Genomic DNA, 17,288 nt, shown 5'->3' with positions numbered 1-17,288 from the left:
CTTTTGGGCGTTTCCGCTCTAATGGGGCATCCTCAACTCTAGGAGATGCGCTTTGAGCGTGACGCAGCAACAGGTTCTCGACAGCCTCACCAGGGTCAAGTCGCCCCGCGGGGTCGCGCTCACCCATGCCAATGTGCTGAGCGCAATCAGCGCGGCCGACGGAAAGGTGTTCTTCTCGATCAATGTCGATGCCGCCGAGGCGAGGGCCTGGGAATCGGTCCGGGCCGAAGCGGAGGCCGCCGTGCGCGCCATTCCAGGCGTCACCACCGTCATGGTGGCGCTGACGGCCGAGCGCAAGCCGGGCTCCGCGCCGCCGCCACCTCCGCAGCCGAGCCGCGGCACGCCCGGCGTGCAGCCGGCGCATGCCCACAAGCCGCCGCAGGGAGGCCAATCGCCGATGGCGCGGCAATCGGAAATCCCGGGCGTTGCCGCCGTAATTGCGGTCGCCTCCGGCAAGGGCGGCGTCGGTAAGTCGACCACCGCGCTGAATCTGGCGCTTGGCTTGCGCGACCTCGGCCTCAAGGTCGGGTTGCTTGATGCCGATATCTACGGCCCCTCGGTGCCGCGCCTGACGGGCCTGCGCGACAAGCCGGAGCTGAACGAGGAGCGCAAGATGATTCCGCTCCGGCGTTTCGGGCTCGCCATCATGTCGATCGGCTTCCTGGTCGAGGAGGAGACCGCGATGATCTGGCGTGGTCCCATGGTGATGTCGGCGGTGACGCAGATGCTGCGCGACGTCGAGTGGGGCAAGCTCGACGTGCTGGTGGTCGACATGCCGCCGGGTACCGGCGATGCCCAGCTGACGCTGGCGCAGAACGTGCCGCTCAAGGGCGCCGTGATCGTCTCGACCCCGCAGGACCTGTCCTTGATCGACGCGCGGCGGGGGCTTGCCATGTTCAAGAAAGTCAACGTGCCGGTGCTCGGGATCGTGGAGAACATGAGCTACTTCCAGTGCCCGCATTGCGGGACGCGCTCGGACATTTTCGGCCATGGTGGGGCCCGGCACGAGGCTGAGAAGCTCGGGGTACCGTTCCTGGGCGAGATCCCCCTGCACATGGCGATTCGCGCCACCTCGGATGCCGGAAATCCCGTGGTTGACAGCGAGCCGGACGGCCCTCATGCGGCGATCTACCGCGCCATTGCGGGCCGGGTCCGGGACCAGCTGAAGGGCGTCATTGCCGTGGCCTGAACCGGTTGCCCCGCCAACCTCCGGGGACATGCGACTTTCGTAGAGCCCCGCCATGCCATTGTCGCGTTCCGAAACCGGGCCGGCCGTGTTAAAGGCGCACCGCAGTCAAGCCCCTTCGGTTCGACGCGAGCTTACCGCGTCGCCGGAATGAGCGGCGGCATAAGAGAAGTTAAGGGGAAACGCCCCAGCAAGGAGAGACCTGAAGATGAAGCGTCGTGATTTTCTCAAAGTGTCGGCAGCAGGCGCGGCGGCGACCGCAGTGGCTTCACCGGCGATCGCGCAGTCCTCGCCCGAGGTGAAGTGGCGCCTGACTTCGAGCTTCCCGAAGTCGCTCGACACCATCTATGGCGGCGCCGAGCAGGTGGCGAAGTACGTCGCCGAGATGACTGACAACAAGTTCCAGATCCAGGTGTTCGCCGCCGGCGAAATCGTCCCCGGCCTCCAGGCGCTCGATGCGACCACGAACGGCACGGTCGATATGTGCCACACCGTGTCCTACTACTATGTCGGCAAAGACCCCACTTTCGCGATCTTCGCCTCGGTGCCGTTCGGCCTCAATGCGCGCCAGCAGAACTCGTGGCTCTATCAGGGCGGCGGCAACGAGCTCGCCAACGAGTTCTTCAAGAAGTCGAACGTGATCGGCTTCCCCTGCGGCAACACCGGAACGCAGATGGGCGGCTGGTTCCGCAAGGAGATCAAGACCGTTGCCGACCTGTCCGGCCTCAAGATGCGCATCGGCGGCATCGCCGGCCAGGTGCTGCAGAAAGTCGGCGTGGTGCCGCAGCAGCTCGCCGGCGGCGACATCTATCCGGCGCTGGAGAAGGGCACCATCGACGCGGCCGAGTGGGTCGGCCCCTACGATGACGAGAAGCTCGGCTTCGCCAAGGTCGCCAAGTACTACTATTATCCGGGCTTCTGGGAAGGCGGTCCGACCGTTCACGCCTTCGCCAACCTGGATAAATTCAATGCGCTGCCGAAGAACTACCAGGCGATCCTCACCAACGCGACCGCCCATGCCAATACCTGGATGGCCGCGCGCTACGACATGCAGAACCCGGCGGCACTGAAGCGTCTGGTCGCCGGCGGCACCCAGCTTCGGCCCTTCACCAACGAGGTGCTGGAAGCCTGCCTCAAGTCGACCAACGAATTGTGGGCAGAGATCTCGGGCAAGAACGCCGAGTTCAAGAAGGCGATCGACGCCATGCAGGCCTACCGCTCCGACGAATATCTGTGGTGGCAGGTTGCCGAATACACCTACGACAGCTTCATGATCCGCTCGCGCACCCGCGGCTGATCTACGGCTCACATCGCAAGACCATGAGCCCGGCCTCCTCAGGGAGGCCGGGCTTTTTCTTTGGCCGCGGTGCGATCGGGGTGGCATTCGGCCCCGCGATGTTCCATGCTGCCCTCAAAGCCTCGGCAAGAAGGCTCCACAATCAGATCCATCAGGGTAGGAAATCATGAAGAGAAGAGACTTCATCAAGGTCACAGGGCTTGGTGCGGCCGGTGCCGCCACGCTCGCGGCTCCCGCGATCGCGCAGTCGCTGCCGGAAATTAAATGGCGCATGCCGACGAGCTGGCCGAAATCGCTCGACACGCTGTTTGGCGGCGCCGAGATGATGTGCAAGATGGTTGCTGAAGCGACCGACAACAAATTCCAGATACAGATCTTCGCGGCAGGGGAAATCGTCCCGGGTCTCCAGGTGCTCGACGCCGTGCAGAACGGCACCTGCGAGATCGGCCACACCGCGTCCTACTATTATTTCGGCAAGGACCCGACCTTCACCTTCGGCTCAGCCGTGCCGTTCGGTCCCAACATGCGCATTAACCAGGCCTGGTACATGCTGGGCGGCGGGCGCGACGTGCTCAACGAGTTCTACAAGAGCTACAACGTCATATCGCTGCTCGCGGGCAACACCGGCTGCCAGATGGGCGGCTGGTTCAGGAAAGAGGTCAATACGCCCGAGGACCTGAAGGGCATGAAATTCCGCATCGGCGGCTTCGCCGGCCGCGTGCTCCAGAAGCTCGGCGTGGTGCCGCAGCAGCTCGCCGGCGGCGATATCTATCCGGCGCTGGAGAAGGGCACCATCGACGCCGCCGAATGGGTCGGCCCCTACGACGACGAGAAGCTCGGCTTCTACAAGATTGCGCCGCACTACTACTATCCCGGCTGGTGGGAAGGCGGGCCGATGCTGATGGCCTTCGTCAACCTCGACAAGTGGAACGCACTGCCGAAATATTACCAGAGCGTGCTGGAGCAGGCCGGCCACTACGCCAACAACTACATGATGGCTCGCTACGACAACGCCAATCCACTGGCGCTGAGAAAGCTGCTGGCGGGCGGCACCAAGCTGCACGCCTTCTCGCCGTCGATCATGGATGCCTGCCACAAGGCCGCCAAGGAGCTGCACGCCGAAGTCGCAGCGACCAACCCCAACTTCAAGAAGGTGCACGACTCGCTCGCCAAGTTCACGAGCGACGGCTACTCCTGGTTCCAGGTGGCCGAGGTCGGCTACGACATCTTCATGGCGCGCCGCTCGCAGAGCTGAGCGCGTTTTCGGTCGGATGCGGCGCCCCGGAGCAAGGCTCCGGGGCGTTGGCGTGCGCATCCATGGGGGGGACAAACAAGAACTTCGAAAACAACCCCATGCACAGTAGACGGCGCGAGAATTATCAACAGCTTGGCGGGATCGCGGCGAAGTTGATCCAGAATAGCCGAATTTTTTGACCCGTCGGGCAAAACAGTGGTAGACATGCATGATCGGCAAATCCGAAATTGCGTCATTGGACTGAGATCGCGATGCGCTTCGATCCCGACAAGAACGTTTCGGTGGTGACTTGCTCAAGGCCTTCTGACGGTTGGTGGCTGCTTCTACAATCGATCCAGCTTTAGCTTGTCGCTTTGCATAATCTTTCCAATAAGCCGCTGCGCGACCTTCCTGATCGTGCTCTGGCAGCAGCCATGGCCGATCCAACGCCGCTCGAGGTTGATTCGAATGCGAGGGTGTTCAACTCGCCCGCCTGCGCAGAGGTCGGCGCGACGCGGCGGGACGGAGTGCACCTCCGTCATCGCAGCGAGCAAGCCTCAGCTCATCATGCTTTAGCGAACAACGCCGGCGGCATCATCCTTGGTTGGAATGAGCCAATCGAGCGCCAGGAGGCTTGCTTCGACGATGACAAATGCGACGAGACCGCCGAGCCAGCCGAAGAAGGCCACCGAGAAGGTCCCGATCAAGATTGCACAAAAGATATCGGCAAGTACCTTGCAGACGCGGAAGTCCTGGTTCTCGTTCGGTGGGAAGTAAGGCATCGGGCTTCTCCCGGCGTTGATCCTGAGCCTTGGACTCAACCAAGCAAAAATAATACGTTCCGCGGACCAATTCTTCAACCGGCGGGGCGATGACGACCACACCAGGTCTTTGAATCGGCTGCGTGGGCCCAGCCATTTCTTGGGCGATGCGCGGCGTGGCTTACATGGACCTGACAGAGCAAAAGGCCAACCAGTGCTTTTTTCTCTGGCCGCGGCGGTCCGAATGCTGGAAAAGAGCGCGGACGCGGCGCGAGCCGTGCGTCAATTCCGGAGCATCCGGCGAGCCTACGATGCGCCTTCTGATCGTCGAGGACAATGTCGAGCTGTCACGGCTCGTTGCCGGGGGGCTGGCTGCGGCCGGCTACCAGAGCGATATCGTCGGGAGCGCGGCCGAGGCGCGCGAGGCGGTGAGCAGCGTCGGCTATGCCGCGATGATCCTCGACCTCGGTCTGCCTGACGGCGACGGCATGTCGGTGCTGCGCGAACTGCGCCTCGAGATGGAGCCGCTGCCGGTGCTGGTGCTGACTGCGCGCGGGGGCCTGCAGGACCGCGTCACCGGTCTGCGCAGCGGGGCCGACGATTATCTGTCAAAGCCGTTTGCGATGGAGGAGCTGGTGGCGCGGCTCGAGGCCATCCTGCGCCGGCCAGGCCAGTTGCTCGGCCGCTCCCTCAATCTCGCCAACCTCGTCTACGACACCGAGAGCCGCCAGATCTTCGTCGACGACCAGCCGCGCATCATCTCTGCGCGCGAGGCCTCGGTGCTCGAGATCCTGCTGCGCCGGCAGGGGCGGGTGGTGCCGAAGAAGAACGTCGAAGACCACATCTTCGGGCTCGACGGCGAGGTCGCATCCAATGCAGTGGAAGTCTATGTCTCGCGGCTGCGCAAGCAGCTTGCAGAGCACGGTGCGAAAGTCGCGATCCACACCGTCCGCGGCGTCGGCTATCTCATGACCGAGGAGAGATAGCGTGCCCGCCGGGGGCTATGTCAGATCGCTCGCGTTCAAATCGCTGATCTCGCGGATCGTGTTCCTGCACATCGTCGCGGTCGCCGTGGTCGCGATCTTCCTGCCCCTGGTTCTGTTCTGGCTGCTCAACTCCGAGATCGACCAATTGCATCGCGATGCCATGCGTGCGCAGGCCGAGGTGCTGGCGGAGCGCGTCGTCGCGCAGCCGGACGGCACGTTGAGCTTCAACCTGCCGGACAGCCTCAAGGGACTCTATTCGGACGCCTACGGACGCTACCAGTTCGACATTCGCGATGCCGACGGCCGGTTGCTGTTCTCCTCCCACCGACGCTCAGCGGCGACGGCGCTCTCCCGTTTCTCCGAAACCATCTCCGGCGCCAGCGTCACTCGGGAGGTCGCCGGCAAGACGGTGCGCATCCAGGTTGCCGAGGATCTGGCGCACCGGGACGTCATTATCGACGATATCGTTTCGAACTTTTTCCGGCGGGTAGGGTGGATCACCATCCCGATCCTCCTGGTCCTGCTCGCCATCGACATCATCATCTTCCGCCGCGCGATTGCGCCATTGTGGAAGGCCTCTCAGGAAGCCAGCAATATCGGCCCGGCCCGCACCGACATTCGTCTGCCGACCGCGCAGATCCCGAGCGAGATCATGCCGCTGGTCACCGCCGTGAACCAGGCGCTCGATCGCCTCGAGGGCGGGTTTCGCGTGCAGCGGCAGTTCACGGCGGACGCCGCGCATCAGTTGCGCACGCCGCTCGCGATCCTGCGCACGCGGATCGAGACGCTCGGCGACAGGGTGGCCCGCCGGGCGCTGCATGCGGACATCGAAGCCATGAGCCGGATTGTCGCCCAGTTGCTGGAGATCGCCGAACTCGACACATTGGTGCTCGATCCCGGCGAGACCGCGGATTTGCGCGCCGTCTGCGCCGAGGTGGTCGGCTCGATCGCTCCGTTAGCGATCGCGCAGAACAAGGACATCGCGCTGAAGGGCGCCGACTCGCCCGTCCTGATCCATGGCAATTCGGAGATGCTCCAGCGCGCGATCTTCAACCTCGCCGAAAATGCCATCAAGTTTACCGCGGTACACACCTCCGTTGAGATTGAGGTGCATGACGACGGTTCGGTGCGCGTACGCGATTACGGTCCGGGCGTCCCGGAAGCCGATCGCGAGTTGATTTTCCAACGCTTCTGGCGCGCCGACCGCCGGCGCAGCGACGGCGCGGGGCTGGGGCTCTCGATCGTGCGCGCGGTGGCGGACGATCACGCCGCCACGATCGCAGTGACAAATCTCCCCGGTGGCGGCGCGGAGTTCACGGTGCGGTTCAGGTTGGCAGACCAAACGGTATCTTCGCCCTCCCCGGGAGGGGAGGGCAGTCGCGCCTGAGGTGTGTCAACGCTGCTTCCACAGCGTCATGGCCGGGCCAGACACGTGTCCCGGCCATCCACGCCTTCATTCGCGGGCCCAAGAACATGGATGTCCGGGACAAGCCCGGGCATCACGATCTCTGCCGAGTGTGCATATACGCTACCCTCCCTGCAGGGAGGGCAAGAGCGCGACTGTACTCCCGCCTCGCTACTTTTGCGGCGGTCCGAAATCCAGTGGCGGCAGCTCGATCTGCGGCACCTCGATCTTGATCGTGCTGGGATCGATGTTGGTCTGGACGCCCTTGTAGTGCATCACCATCGCCGGGAACGCGATGACCAGGCCGACCATGATGATCTGGATGACGACGAATGGCACCGCACCCCAATAGATCTGGCCGGTCGTGACAGGGTCCATCCGCTTGCCCGTGATGCGATCCGTGTAGCGCTCCTTCGGCGCGACGGACCGCAGATAGAACAGGGCGAAGCCGAACGGCGGGTGCATGAACGAGGTCTGCATGTTGACGCCGAGAATGACGCCGAACCAGATCAGGTCGATGCCGAGCTTTTCGGCGGCCGGCCCGAGCAGCGGGATCACAATGAAAGCCAGCTCGAAGAAGTCGAGGAAGAAAGCCAGGATGAACACGAGCACGTTGACGAAGATCAGGAAGCCGACCTGGCCGCCGGGCAACGAGGTGAGCAGGTGCTCGACCCAGACGTGCCCGTTGACGCCGTAAAAGGTGAGCGAAAAGATGCGGGCGCCAACCAGGATGAACACGACGAAAGCCGACAGCTTGGCGGTCGATTCCGTGGCCTGACGTATCAGGTCCCAGCTCAGCCGCCGCTTCGCCGCGCCCAGGAGGAGGGCGCCGGCAGCACCCATCGCACCGCCTTCGGTCGGCGTCGCGATACCGATGAAGATCGTGCCCAGCACCAGGAAGATCAGGAACAGCGGCGGCACCATCACGAATGTGGTCTGCTGCGCCATCTTGGAGAGGAAACGGAAGCCGGTCAGCTTATCGACGGCCCAGTTCAGCACGGCGATCGCAAACGCGAAGATGATGCCATAGAACATGCTGAGCACGACGTAATCGGCTCCGTGCACGGTCGAATTTCGCATCATGAACCATCCGAACACGCAGCTCGCAAGGAACAGGAAGCCGAGCGAGACCAGGCCGCGGTCGCCATTGTCCTCACGGAAGCCGATGGCCTCCTTCGGCAGGCCCGGCGCGGCCGCCGGGAAGATCATGCTGACGAGGAAGGCGTAGCCGGCATAGAGGCCGGCGAGCACGAGGCCCGGGATGAAGGCGCCTTCGTACATGTCACCGACGGATTTGCCGAGCTGGTCGGCCATCACGATGAGGACGAGCGAGGGCGGAATGATCTGCGCCAGTGTGCCGGAGGCGGCGATGACGCCGGCCGCGACGCGGCGATCATAGCCATAGCGCAGCATGATGGGCAGCGAGATCAGACCCATCGAGATCACGGAGGCGGCGACCACGCCGGTGGTCGCGGCGAGCAGGGCGCCTACGAAGATCACGGCATAGGCGAGGCCGCCGCGGATCGTGCCGAACAGCTGGCCGATGGTATCCAGCAGATCCTCGGCCATGCCAGACCGCTCCAGCACCAGCCCCATGAAGGTGAAGAAGGGGATCGCGAGCAGTGTGTCGTTGTTCATCACGCCGTAGACACGCTCCGGCAAGGCCTGGAGGAAGTCGGGGTGGAACTGACCGAGCTCGACGCCGATGATGGCGAAGAACAGGCCGACGGCGCCGAGCGAGAATGCCGCCGGGTAGCCAAGCAGCAGCATGACGACCAGCGACACGAACATGATTGGCGCCATATTGGCGATGATGAATGCGGTCATGAATTCCCCCCTACACCGTCGCCAACGGCTACTTCTTCTCGATCGCTTCGACGAGATGTTCGACTTCGGCCTCCAGCGCCGACACCTGGGATTCGTGCGGATCGGGTATCAATCCGCGCATCACCGCAATCCGCTTGATCAGCTCGGAGATGCCTTGGACGAGCAGGAAAGCGAACCCGATCATGATCAGGGCTTTGGCGGGCCATTGCGGAAGACCGCCTGCATTGCCCGATTGCTCGTTGATCTCGAAGGAGCGCAGGAAGAACGGCACGCCGGTAATGATCATGATGATGCAGATCGGCATGAGGAAGAACACGTGACCGACCAGGTCGATCACGTTGCGCGCTTTCTTCGGCAGCGTGTTGTTCACGATGTCGATGCGGATGTGCTCATTGTCGAGCAGCGTCCAGGGCGCACAGAGCAGGAAGACGATGCTGAACAGCACCCATTGCAGTTCGAGCCAGGAATTGGACGAGGTGTCGAACGTCTTGCGGATGATCGCGTTGACTGCAGAGATGATCACGGCGAGCACGATCAGCCACGCAATGCGCTTGCCGGTCCAGCGCGTGAACGCGTCGATCCTGCTGCTCAGCTTAAGGAGCGCTTGCAACGATAGGTCCTCCCCCGATTGTGCCCCGGCCGTCTTGACTGCGCCGAGATGGCGCGTGGCTTGTCTCGCCGCGCAGGCATGAGGCAGCCGCACCAAACCAGCGGGCGTGCCGCCAGTCAATCGGAAGTTTGTTGATAGTTAAGGGGAATAAGCCCCGTATAAACCCGTGTGGCGGCCGGCTTCTAACCGCCGGTGACGCTCATGTGCCTGGAGACGCTGGGGCGGTCGTGGCGGCGGTCGATGATGAAATCGTGGCCCTTCGGCTTCAGTCCGATGGCGCGGTCGATCGCATCCGCAAGCAATAGATCGTCGCTCGATGCACGCAGAGGTTTACGCAGGTCGGAGGCATCCTCGTGGCCGAGGCAGGTGTGCAGCGTTCCGGTGCAGGTGATGCGTACCCGATTGCAGGATTCACAGAAATTATGGGTCATCGGCGTGATGAAGCCGAGCTTGCCGCCGGTTTCGGCGACGCTGACATAGCGGGCCGGTCCGCCCGTGCTCTCGGCCAAGTCCGTCAGCGTGAATTGCTGGGCGAGGCGGGCCCGCACCAGCGACAGCGGCAGGTACTGGTCGATCCGTCCCGACCCGATCTCGCCCATGGGCATGACTTCGATCAGCGTCAGACCCATGCCCTTGCCGTGGGCCCAGCGCATCAACGAGGGCAGCTCGTCTTCGTTGAGGTTCTTCAGGGCCACGGCGTTGATCTTGACGCCGAGCCCCGCGGCGCGCGCGGCCTCGATGCCTTCCAACACCTTGTCGATCTCGCCCCAGCGGGTGATCTCGCGAAACTTACCGGGATCCAGCGTGTCGAGCGAAACGTTGATGCGACGCACGCCGCAATCGGCGAGCTCCCGTGCGTGCCTGGCGAGCTGGGTGCCGTTGGTGGTCAGGGTCAGCTCGTTCAAGGCGCCGCTGGAAAGATGCCGCGACAGTGAGCGCACCAGCGTCATGACATTGCGGCGGACCAGGGGTTCGCCGCCGGTGAGTCGCAGCTTCTTCACGCCCTTGGCGATGAAGGCGGTGCAGAGCCGGTCAAGCTCCTCCAGCGTCAGCAGGTCGGCCTTCGGCAGGAACGTCATGTCTTCGGACATGCAGTAGAAGCAACGCAAGTCGCAGCGGTCTGTGACCGAGACACGCAGATAGCTGATGGTCCGCCCGAACGGATCGGTCATCGGGCTCGACAATGCGGCGGATCCGTTCATGCGAGAGGCCTTGTCAATGTGACGGGCGCACCTCTGTTTCAGCGGTGCAGTTAAGGCAATCTAAGCATCGGACGCGGCAAGGACAATCGGGTGGTATACGTGGGTTCAGTCCTCGGGCAGTGCAGCCTCGTCCTCGGATGTTGCGTCGGCTCGCTCGGTGCGTATTGCCAACCCGGTTCCGACGCAAAACGGCGAACCGTCATGCGCTCCCGTCGCTGTGAACGCAGCCTGCTGCGCGGAGCCTTGTGGATGTTGACAAAAACCTCAACGGCCTCAGTGGCTTGCTGCGAGTTTTGTCGTCGTCAGGCTGGTGACGGCCTCCGGCAGATCGCGCATGTGATGGATCAGCCGGTCCGGCTTCAGATCGGCGATCGGGACGTCCGTGTAGCCGAAGCTGACCCCGATCACGGGGACGCCGGCCCGCCGCGCGACGCCCACGTCGGTTCCGGCGTCGCCGACCATGATGCTGGCCTTCATCTCCCCGCCAGCGCGCGCCACGGTCTGGCGGAAGATGGTCGGATCCGGCTTCTGAACGCCAAACGTGTCCGCGCCGCAGATCGCCGCGAAGCGACCGCTGAGGTCGAGCTGGTCGAGGAGCCGCCTGGACAGCCATTCGAGCTTGTTGGTGCAGACCGCGAGACGATGGCCCTGCGCCGCAAAGTGGTCGAGCGCGGCCTCAAGTCCCTCGAATGGCCGGGATTCGACGGCGATATGGTCGGCATAATAGGCGATGAAATCCGCCGTCATCCGGTCCATGTCCGCGGGGGTGACCGTACGGCCCTCGGCCTCCAGCCCCCGCTCGATCAGCTTGCGGGCGCCGGCGCCGATCATGTTGCGGGCCGAGGCCATCGGCACGGGCGGCAGCCCTTCGCGGTCGAGCACGTAGTTCAAGGCGGTGATCAGGTCGGGCGCCGTATCCACAAGCGTGCCGTCGAGATCGAAGACGATGGTGTGAGGGGAGGTCATGACCAAGCGCTATCGGGCCGGCCGGATCGACGCAAGGGGCGGGCCCATAAGATCACCTTATAGGCCTGTTCCCGCCAGAAAAACGAGGCTACATAGGCCGCCGAAAGCGGCCGCTGTCGGCGGCTCACGAATTCAGGGGCGGGCGCAGACGTGAACATGGACCAGTTGAAGCGGCAGGCGGCGGCGCGCGCCCTCGAGGCGGTGCGCGACGGCATGCAGCTCGGGCTCGGCACCGGCTCCACCGCCAAACATTTCGTCGAGCTGCTCGGTGAGCGTGTCGCCGCCGGGCTCAAGGTGGTGGGCGTGCCGACCTCGGAGGCCACGCGCGCTGATGCGGAGCGTTGCGGCGTGCCGCTGACGACGCTGGACGAGATCGACCATCTCGACCTGACGGTCGACGGCGCCGACGAAATCGACGCCGAGCTCAATCTGATCAAGGGCGGCGGCGGCGCGCTTTTGCGCGAGAAGATCGTGGCCGCCGCCTCGGATCGCATGATCGTGATTGCCGACGACAGCAAATGGGTACCGACGCTCGGCAAGTTTCCCCTGCCGGTCGAGGTGATTCCGTTCGGGCTCGGCGCAACCCGCCGGGCGATCGAAAAGGCATTTGCCGAATGCGGCCTTTCCGGGCAAATGGCGGTCCGCAAGGACAAGGACGGCCACGTTTTCGTCACCGATGGTGGCCACTGGATCGTCGATGCCCAGCTCGGAAGTATTGTGGATCCCCCCGGTCTTGCCAAGGCGTTGAGCGCCATCCCCGGGGTGGTCGAGCATGGTTTGTTCATCGGCTTGGCCAGCTCGGCCGTTTTGGCGGGCGGCGAAGGAATTCGCGTGATTGAACGGCGCAAGCCGAAAGGAGACCAGGAATGAAGAACGTGTTGAAACTCTTGCCGGCCGCGACTCTCGCTGTGGGACTGGCCGTCTCGGCCGCCCCGGCCGTCGCCCAGCAGCCGGCCCAGCCCAAGGCTGCCGCCGCCCCGGCCCAGCCGAAGGCGTCGCCGGCCGCGATCGCGGCGGCGAAGGAGATTCTGCAGATGAAGAACGCGACCGCGATGTATGCCGGCGCGGTGCCCGGCGTCGTCGAGAAGACCAAGATCGCGCTGATTCAGCAGAACCTGAATTATCAGAAGGAGCTCAACGAGGTTGCGCCGGTCGTGGCCCAGCAACTCGCCGGCCGCCAGAACGAGATCGGCGAAGGCATGGCGCAGATCTATGCCAGCGAGTTCACCGAGCAGGAGCTGAAGGACCTCGCCACCTTCTACAAGTCGCCGCTGGGCAAGAAGCTGATCGAGGCCGAGCCGCGCGCCATCGGCCTCAGCATGGCCTTCATGAACTCCTGGGCCCAGAACTTCTCCGAGACGGTGATGGGCGCTTTCCGCGCCGAGATGCGCAAGCGTGGCAAGGAGATCTGAGCGCACCTATCTGAAAAGGTCGTTCTTGAAAGGGGTCGGAGTGGACAATGGCTGAATTCGACGTCGACCTCTTCGTCATCGGTGGCGGCTCGGGCGGCGTGCGTGCCGCCCGGATCGCGGCCGGCTACGGCGCCCGCGTGATGATCGCGGAAGAGTATCGCATGGGCGGGACCTGCGTGATCCGCGGCTGCGTGCCGAAGAAGCTGTTCGTGATCGGCTCGCACTTTCGCCAGGAGCTGGAAGACGCCGCGGGCTTCGGCTGGACCGTCCCGCCGGCCAGCTTCGACTGGCCGACGCTGATCGCCAACAAGGACAAGGAGATCGCGCGGCTGGAGGCGGCCTACACGGCCAACGTCGAGAAGTCGGGCGCGCAGATCGTCAAGAGCCGCGCGGTGATCGAGGACAAGCACACCGTCCGCCTGATCGAGAACGACAGGAAGATCACCGCGAAGTACATCCTGATCGCCACCGGCGGCGCGCCCAACCACGGCGCAGCGATTCCCGGCATCGAGCATGTGATCTCCTCCAACGAGGCGTTTCATATCGAGAAGCTGCCGAAACGGATCGTGATCCAGGGCGGCGGCTACATCGCGCTGGAATTCGCCGGCATATTCGCGGGTTTCGGCTCCGACGTCACCGTGATCTATCGCGGCGACAACATCCTTCGCGGGTTCGACGAGGACGTTCGAGTCCATGTCCGCAGCGAGATGGAGAAGCAGGGCATCACCATCCTCACCGGCTGCACCGTGACCAAGGTCGATCGCCACGGCGAGGAATTCACCACGCATCTGTCGAACGGCTCGAGCGTCGCCTCCGATCAGGTGATGTTCGCGATCGGCCGTCATCCCAACGTCGCCAATCTCGGCCTGGAGAATGCCGGCGTCGCCATCAATCCCGCAAACGGCGGTATCGCCGTCGACCATTTCTCCAGAAGCTCGGTCGACAGCATCTACGCGATCGGCGACGTCACCCACCGCTTCAACCTGACGCCGGTGGCGATCCGCGAGGGCCATGCCTTCGCCGACACCGTGTTCGGCAAGCGCGAGGTCAGGGTCGATCACGCCAACATCGCGACCGCGGTGTTCTCGCAGCCGGAAGTCGGCACCGTCGGCCTCACCGAAACCGAGGCGCGCGCGCAATTCAGCCACGTCGACATTTACAAGACGACGTTTCGCCCGATCAAGGCGACGATGTCGGGCCGCGACACCCGCGTGCTGATGAAGCTCGTCGTCGACGGCGCGACCGATCGCGTGCTCGGCTGCCACATCGTCGGCGATGCCGCGGCCGAGATCACGCAAGCGGTCGCGATCGCCGTGAAGATGAAGGCGACCAAGGCCGATTTCGACGCAACGATCGCGCTGCATCCGACCGCGGCCGAAGAGCTCGTCACGATGCGCACGCCGACCGCACGCCACGTGCGTCAGGCGACGGGGTAGCCTTCAGCCGTACAGATATCCGACCGGCTCGCCTTCGGTGCGCAGGGGGCGTAGGTCCCTTTGCGTGATGATCTGGCCGGCGAGGCCGTCGATCTCGTCACGCTGGGTCGGCGTCCAGCTGCGCAGCTCGTTCACGCCCTTGAGCAGGCCGAGCCGCAGGATCTGGGTGTTTTCGCCGACGCCTGCGAGGCTGATGGAATCTTTGCCCGCCGTCACCACGTCGCCGGCGCAAAGTTCGAAGCTCCCGCCGCCCTTCCTCTGAAATTCGGCGGTTCCGCGAATGACGCGGTAGATCACGACCTCGCCCCTGGCGAAGAAGGTCGCGTCCGCGGCGACAGACGTGCTCTTCGGCAGCAGCGACTGACCGCGCGGATCGGTCGCGATGACGTGGCCGGTGACGAGATGGCCGCTCGGAATCTCGATGCCGATATCGCGCACGTGGACCGGCATGGCCGATTTGATCGAACTTTCGCCGAGCGGCTTGTACAGCGCATCCAATGCCAGGGGATCCTGCAGCCAGAAGCCGGCGCCGGCCGGCCGGTCGTGCAGGGGATGGCGCCAAGCCACACGGGGCGTCTCTGCCTCGTCGATCTGGTCCGGACCGACGATGGTCGGGTTCGGAAAGGTTGTCGGGTCGGTGATGAAAGCCTCGAGGAATTTGCCTGAAAAGCCCATCGAGATCGGGTCGGGCACCACCGTCTGCGGCGTCTTCAGATTCTCTTCGGTCGACAATCCCGACCATGTGTAGAACAGCTGGCGGTGCACGATCGCGCTTTGCAGCATCACCGCGCCGGGACCGACATTGTAGAAGCGCCCATCATAGTCGAAGGTGAACGCGCCCGAAGTGACCAGCACGAGCTGAAACCCGCCCGGCGGAAGATGAAGATGGAAATCGGTCGGGCCGGTGTCCGCCCGGTAGATCGGCAGATTGGTCGCGACCTCGTGCAGGAGGAAGGTTTCGTTGTTGGCGTGAAATCCCTCATTGGCGCGATTGTAGAGCGCCTGCGGTCGGTACGTCGCCTCGAACTTCGCATCCCGGTCGCGATCGATCGCAACGAAATCCTGCTCGCTGAGGCGGAGCCGCGCGCCGTTCGGATGGGTGAGGCCGGTGAACTTGAGATCTCCGGCAGCATGCACGTTCATGGCATTCTCCGATCTGAAGCCTCATCCCGGAGCTGGGCGCACGCAACTTGCCGCTCCTTGGTGTGAAAGGGCAGGGAATTGGGCCCGATGCCGTCTTGCGAATTCCAGGCCAGTCGGGCGCGGTGCGGCGCGCAGGGTTCGGCGGCTGCACGGGGTTCGCAAATAATCGAGATCGAACCTGAGCTTAACCGGCAGCGGCCGCCCCCCTGCCTGGCCTGAGCGCGCAGCCCGCAACCCGGTTGAGCAACTTGTCTTGTCTAATTTGTCGGCACGTCCGGCAAAGGGCGTGCATCCGTGCAGATCGCGGCGACCGGCAAACGCCGGCGGCTCGGCGCTCGAGGCCGGTCAATCCAACGATTGACGGCGGGCTGGCTCCGGCTTCCCGAACGGGCTCTCGGCCCACTTCGCCATGTCCAACGCGCGGGCGTCGAAGCCTTCGCACCAGAGGCAGCTCGGCTCCGCGCGACCTTCGGTCGTCAGCATCGGGACGAGCGCATGGCCGCAGCCGGTACAGAATGTGATGCGATTCACGCCCTTCTCCACGATCGTCGAATTCAGGAAAGCCACTTTCCTCGCCGAAGCTTGCGCGGGCGCTATGACGGCGCAGGAGCGCTGCGTTGGGCAGGCAGGCTCGTTCCGGAGAGCGTAGATGTAGCGATCCATCGTGACACGGCTGTGATGTCTTCGCCGCTTTCGCGATAGGTCCGGAGCTGGAATTCGGCCGAGCTGCCGCGCTCCACGATGGTCCGGCAATGCTCGACCTCGGCAGCGCAGTTCAGCGCGGCTGCGTCCTCGCCAACGTCGTCGATCACGCGAGTGAGCAGCTCCGAGATCGTCACCGGCCCGGCAGTGGAGGCGAAGATGCAATCGGTGCCGTAGCGCTGGGCCCGCCATTTGTTCTCGACCGCAATCGCGCGCTCGACGGCGGTGACCTCCTTCGACAGATGAGGTCTCAGGTAGAGGTGCCGCGTCAGGCAGCGGTAGAGCGAGGCAATGGCGACGGCGTCGTCGATGAAGGTGCAGGTGTCGGGCGCGCGAAGCTCGAGGGTGGGGTGGCGCATGGAGGGGCGCATCGCCCACCAGATGTGGCTTTCATCGGGAATCACGCCGGAGCGCTGCAGGGCGCCGACATAGTCGTCGAAGTCCTGCTTGCCTTCGAACAATTCGGGCAGGCCGGTGCGCGGCAGCTCGGAATAGGCGGCGAGGCGGTAGCCCTTCAGGCCGGTCTTGTGCGAATTCCAGAACGGCGAGGACGCCGAGAGCGCGATGAAGAGCGGCAGATGCGGCAGCATCGCCCGCATCACCGCCATCCGCTTCTCGGGATCGGGCAGCTGGACGTGCACGTGCATGCCGCACATCATGTTGCGGTGACCGATGCTCCGCAGGTCCTCGATCATCTCCTCGTAGCGCGGCTTCGGACTCGGCTGCGACATGCGCCAGACCGCGGCCGGATGCGTTCCGCAGGCCATGATCACGAAGCCGTACTGCGCAGCGACCCCCGCAACCTCGCGGCGCAGGAAGCGCAGCTCTTCGCGTGCGTCGTTGACGTCGACGTGGACATTGGTCGCGACCTCCAGCTGGGATTGCAGCATCTCCCGCATGGCCTGGCCGCCGGTCGACCAATTCGCCGATTCGAACAGTTCATTGGGAGTCTCGATCGCGACCTCGAAGCTGCGGCGGTCGGCCAGGAAGTATTCCTCCTCGATGCCGAAGGAATATTCGGTGACCTTGCCGCCTCCGCCGGCAGAACGGATCACGACGTGCTGCTTGCCATCGGAGGAATCGAGGCGCAGCCGTTTCAAAACGTCTGAAGCAAATGGCAT

General features: G+C 64.1%; 16 protein-coding genes. 8 read left to right on the top strand and 8 right to left on the bottom strand.

Translation table 11 applies throughout. The features are described from left to right. The first annotated feature begins 52 nt into the window (after positions 1–52). The 3 genes from K408_RS0109525 to K408_RS0109515 all read left to right on the top strand — a co-directional run bounded on the left by K408_RS0109525 (position 53) and on the right by K408_RS0109515 (position 3,738). Positions 53–1,189 carry an Mrp/NBP35 family ATP-binding protein gene (locus K408_RS0109525; RefSeq protein ID WP_024338370.1) on the top strand — a complete coding sequence of 379 codons (1,137 nt, stop codon included), beginning with the start codon at positions 53–55 and terminating at the stop codon, positions 1,187–1,189. Positions 1,190–1,394: 205 nt separating this feature from the next. Beyond that, positions 1,395–2,483, top strand: coding sequence for a TRAP transporter substrate-binding protein (locus K408_RS0109520; protein WP_024338369.1), 1,089 nt, complete (start codon positions 1,395–1,397; stop codon positions 2,481–2,483). Between the two features lie 166 nt (positions 2,484–2,649). Next, positions 2,650–3,738 carry a TRAP transporter substrate-binding protein gene (locus tag K408_RS0109515; RefSeq protein ID WP_024338368.1) on the top strand — a complete coding sequence of 363 codons (1,089 nt, stop codon included), beginning with the start codon at positions 2,650–2,652 and terminating at the stop codon, positions 3,736–3,738. A gap of 551 nt (positions 3,739–4,289) precedes the next feature. Here the strand turns inward: K408_RS0109515 and K408_RS0109510 are convergent. After that, on the bottom strand, positions 4,290–4,499 hold the full coding sequence (locus K408_RS0109510; protein WP_024338367.1) for a hypothetical protein: 210 nt from the start codon (positions 4,497–4,499) through the stop codon (positions 4,290–4,292). Positions 4,500–4,789: 290 nt separating this feature from the next. Between K408_RS0109510 and K408_RS0109505 the strand changes: the two genes are divergently transcribed. Next, on the top strand, positions 4,790–5,464 hold the full coding sequence (locus tag K408_RS0109505) for a response regulator (protein WP_024338366.1): 675 nt from the start codon (positions 4,790–4,792) through the stop codon (positions 5,462–5,464). A gap of 1 nt (position 5,465) precedes the next feature. Then, positions 5,466–6,851 carry a sensor histidine kinase gene (locus tag K408_RS0109500; RefSeq protein WP_024338365.1) on the top strand — a complete coding sequence of 462 codons (1,386 nt, stop codon included), beginning with the start codon at positions 5,466–5,468 and terminating at the stop codon, positions 6,849–6,851. A 189-nt stretch (positions 6,852–7,040) separates the two neighbouring features. Here the strand turns inward: K408_RS0109500 and K408_RS0109495 are convergent, their stop codons facing one another. The 4 genes from K408_RS0109495 to K408_RS0109480 all read right to left on the bottom strand — a co-directional run bounded on the left by K408_RS0109495 (position 7,041) and on the right by K408_RS0109480 (position 11,474). Continuing rightward, positions 7,041–8,696: a TRAP transporter large permease gene (locus K408_RS0109495; RefSeq protein WP_024338364.1), complete on the bottom strand. Its 1,656-nt coding sequence runs from the start codon at positions 8,694–8,696 to the stop codon at positions 7,041–7,043. Between the two features lie 28 nt (positions 8,697–8,724). Beyond that, on the bottom strand, positions 8,725–9,306 hold the full coding sequence (locus K408_RS0109490; protein WP_024338363.1) for a TRAP transporter small permease subunit: 582 nt from the start codon (positions 9,304–9,306) through the stop codon (positions 8,725–8,727). Positions 9,307–9,488: 182 nt separating this feature from the next. Further along, positions 9,489–10,508, bottom strand: coding sequence for a GTP 3',8-cyclase MoaA (moaA, locus tag K408_RS0109485; protein ID WP_024338362.1), 1,020 nt, complete (start codon positions 10,506–10,508; stop codon positions 9,489–9,491). Positions 10,509–10,781: 273 nt separating this feature from the next. Then, positions 10,782–11,474 carry an HAD family hydrolase gene (locus K408_RS0109480; RefSeq protein ID WP_024338361.1) on the bottom strand — a complete coding sequence of 231 codons (693 nt, stop codon included), beginning with the start codon at positions 11,472–11,474 and terminating at the stop codon, positions 10,782–10,784. 150 nt (positions 11,475–11,624) lie between these two features. Between K408_RS0109480 and rpiA the strand changes: the two genes are divergently transcribed. The 3 genes from rpiA to gor are packed head-to-tail and all read left to right on the top strand — an operon-like array spanning position 11,625 to position 14,322. Beyond that, the gene (gene rpiA / locus K408_RS0109475) at positions 11,625–12,344 is read left to right on the top strand and encodes a ribose-5-phosphate isomerase RpiA (protein ID WP_024338360.1); all 720 of its coding nucleotides are present in this window, start codon (positions 11,625–11,627) and stop codon (positions 12,342–12,344) included. Next, positions 12,341–12,886: a DUF2059 domain-containing protein gene (locus K408_RS0109470; protein ID WP_024338359.1), complete on the top strand. Its 546-nt coding sequence runs from the start codon at positions 12,341–12,343 to the stop codon at positions 12,884–12,886. Before rpiA ends, K408_RS0109470 begins: the two co-directional genes overlap by 4 nt. A gap of 47 nt (positions 12,887–12,933) precedes the next feature. Next, entirely contained in the window at positions 12,934–14,322 is a 1,389-nt protein-coding gene (gene gor, locus K408_RS0109465; RefSeq protein WP_024338358.1) for a glutathione-disulfide reductase, read from the top strand. A gap of 3 nt (positions 14,323–14,325) precedes the next feature. Here the strand turns inward: gor and K408_RS0109460 are convergent, their stop codons facing one another. From K408_RS0109460 to K408_RS0109450, 3 genes are all read right to left on the bottom strand, one after another. Continuing rightward, a complete protein-coding gene (locus K408_RS0109460) occupies positions 14,326–15,465 on the bottom strand; it encodes a hypothetical protein (RefSeq protein WP_024338357.1) in 1,140 nt (379 codons plus the stop codon). A 345-nt stretch (positions 15,466–15,810) separates the two neighbouring features. Beyond that, positions 15,811–15,996: a hypothetical protein gene (locus K408_RS0109455; RefSeq protein ID WP_024338356.1), complete on the bottom strand. Its 186-nt coding sequence runs from the start codon at positions 15,994–15,996 to the stop codon at positions 15,811–15,813. 62 nt (positions 15,997–16,058) lie between these two features. Further along, positions 16,059–17,288 carry a carboxylate-amine ligase gene (locus K408_RS0109450; RefSeq protein ID WP_024338355.1) on the bottom strand — a complete coding sequence of 410 codons (1,230 nt, stop codon included), beginning with the start codon at positions 17,286–17,288 and terminating at the stop codon, positions 16,059–16,061.

The organism is Bradyrhizobium sp. in8p8, assembly GCF_000426845.1.
GTDB lineage: Bacteria > Pseudomonadota > Alphaproteobacteria > Rhizobiales > Xanthobacteraceae > Bradyrhizobium > Bradyrhizobium japonicum_C.
This window is presented reverse-complemented; position numbering and strand designations above follow the sequence as displayed.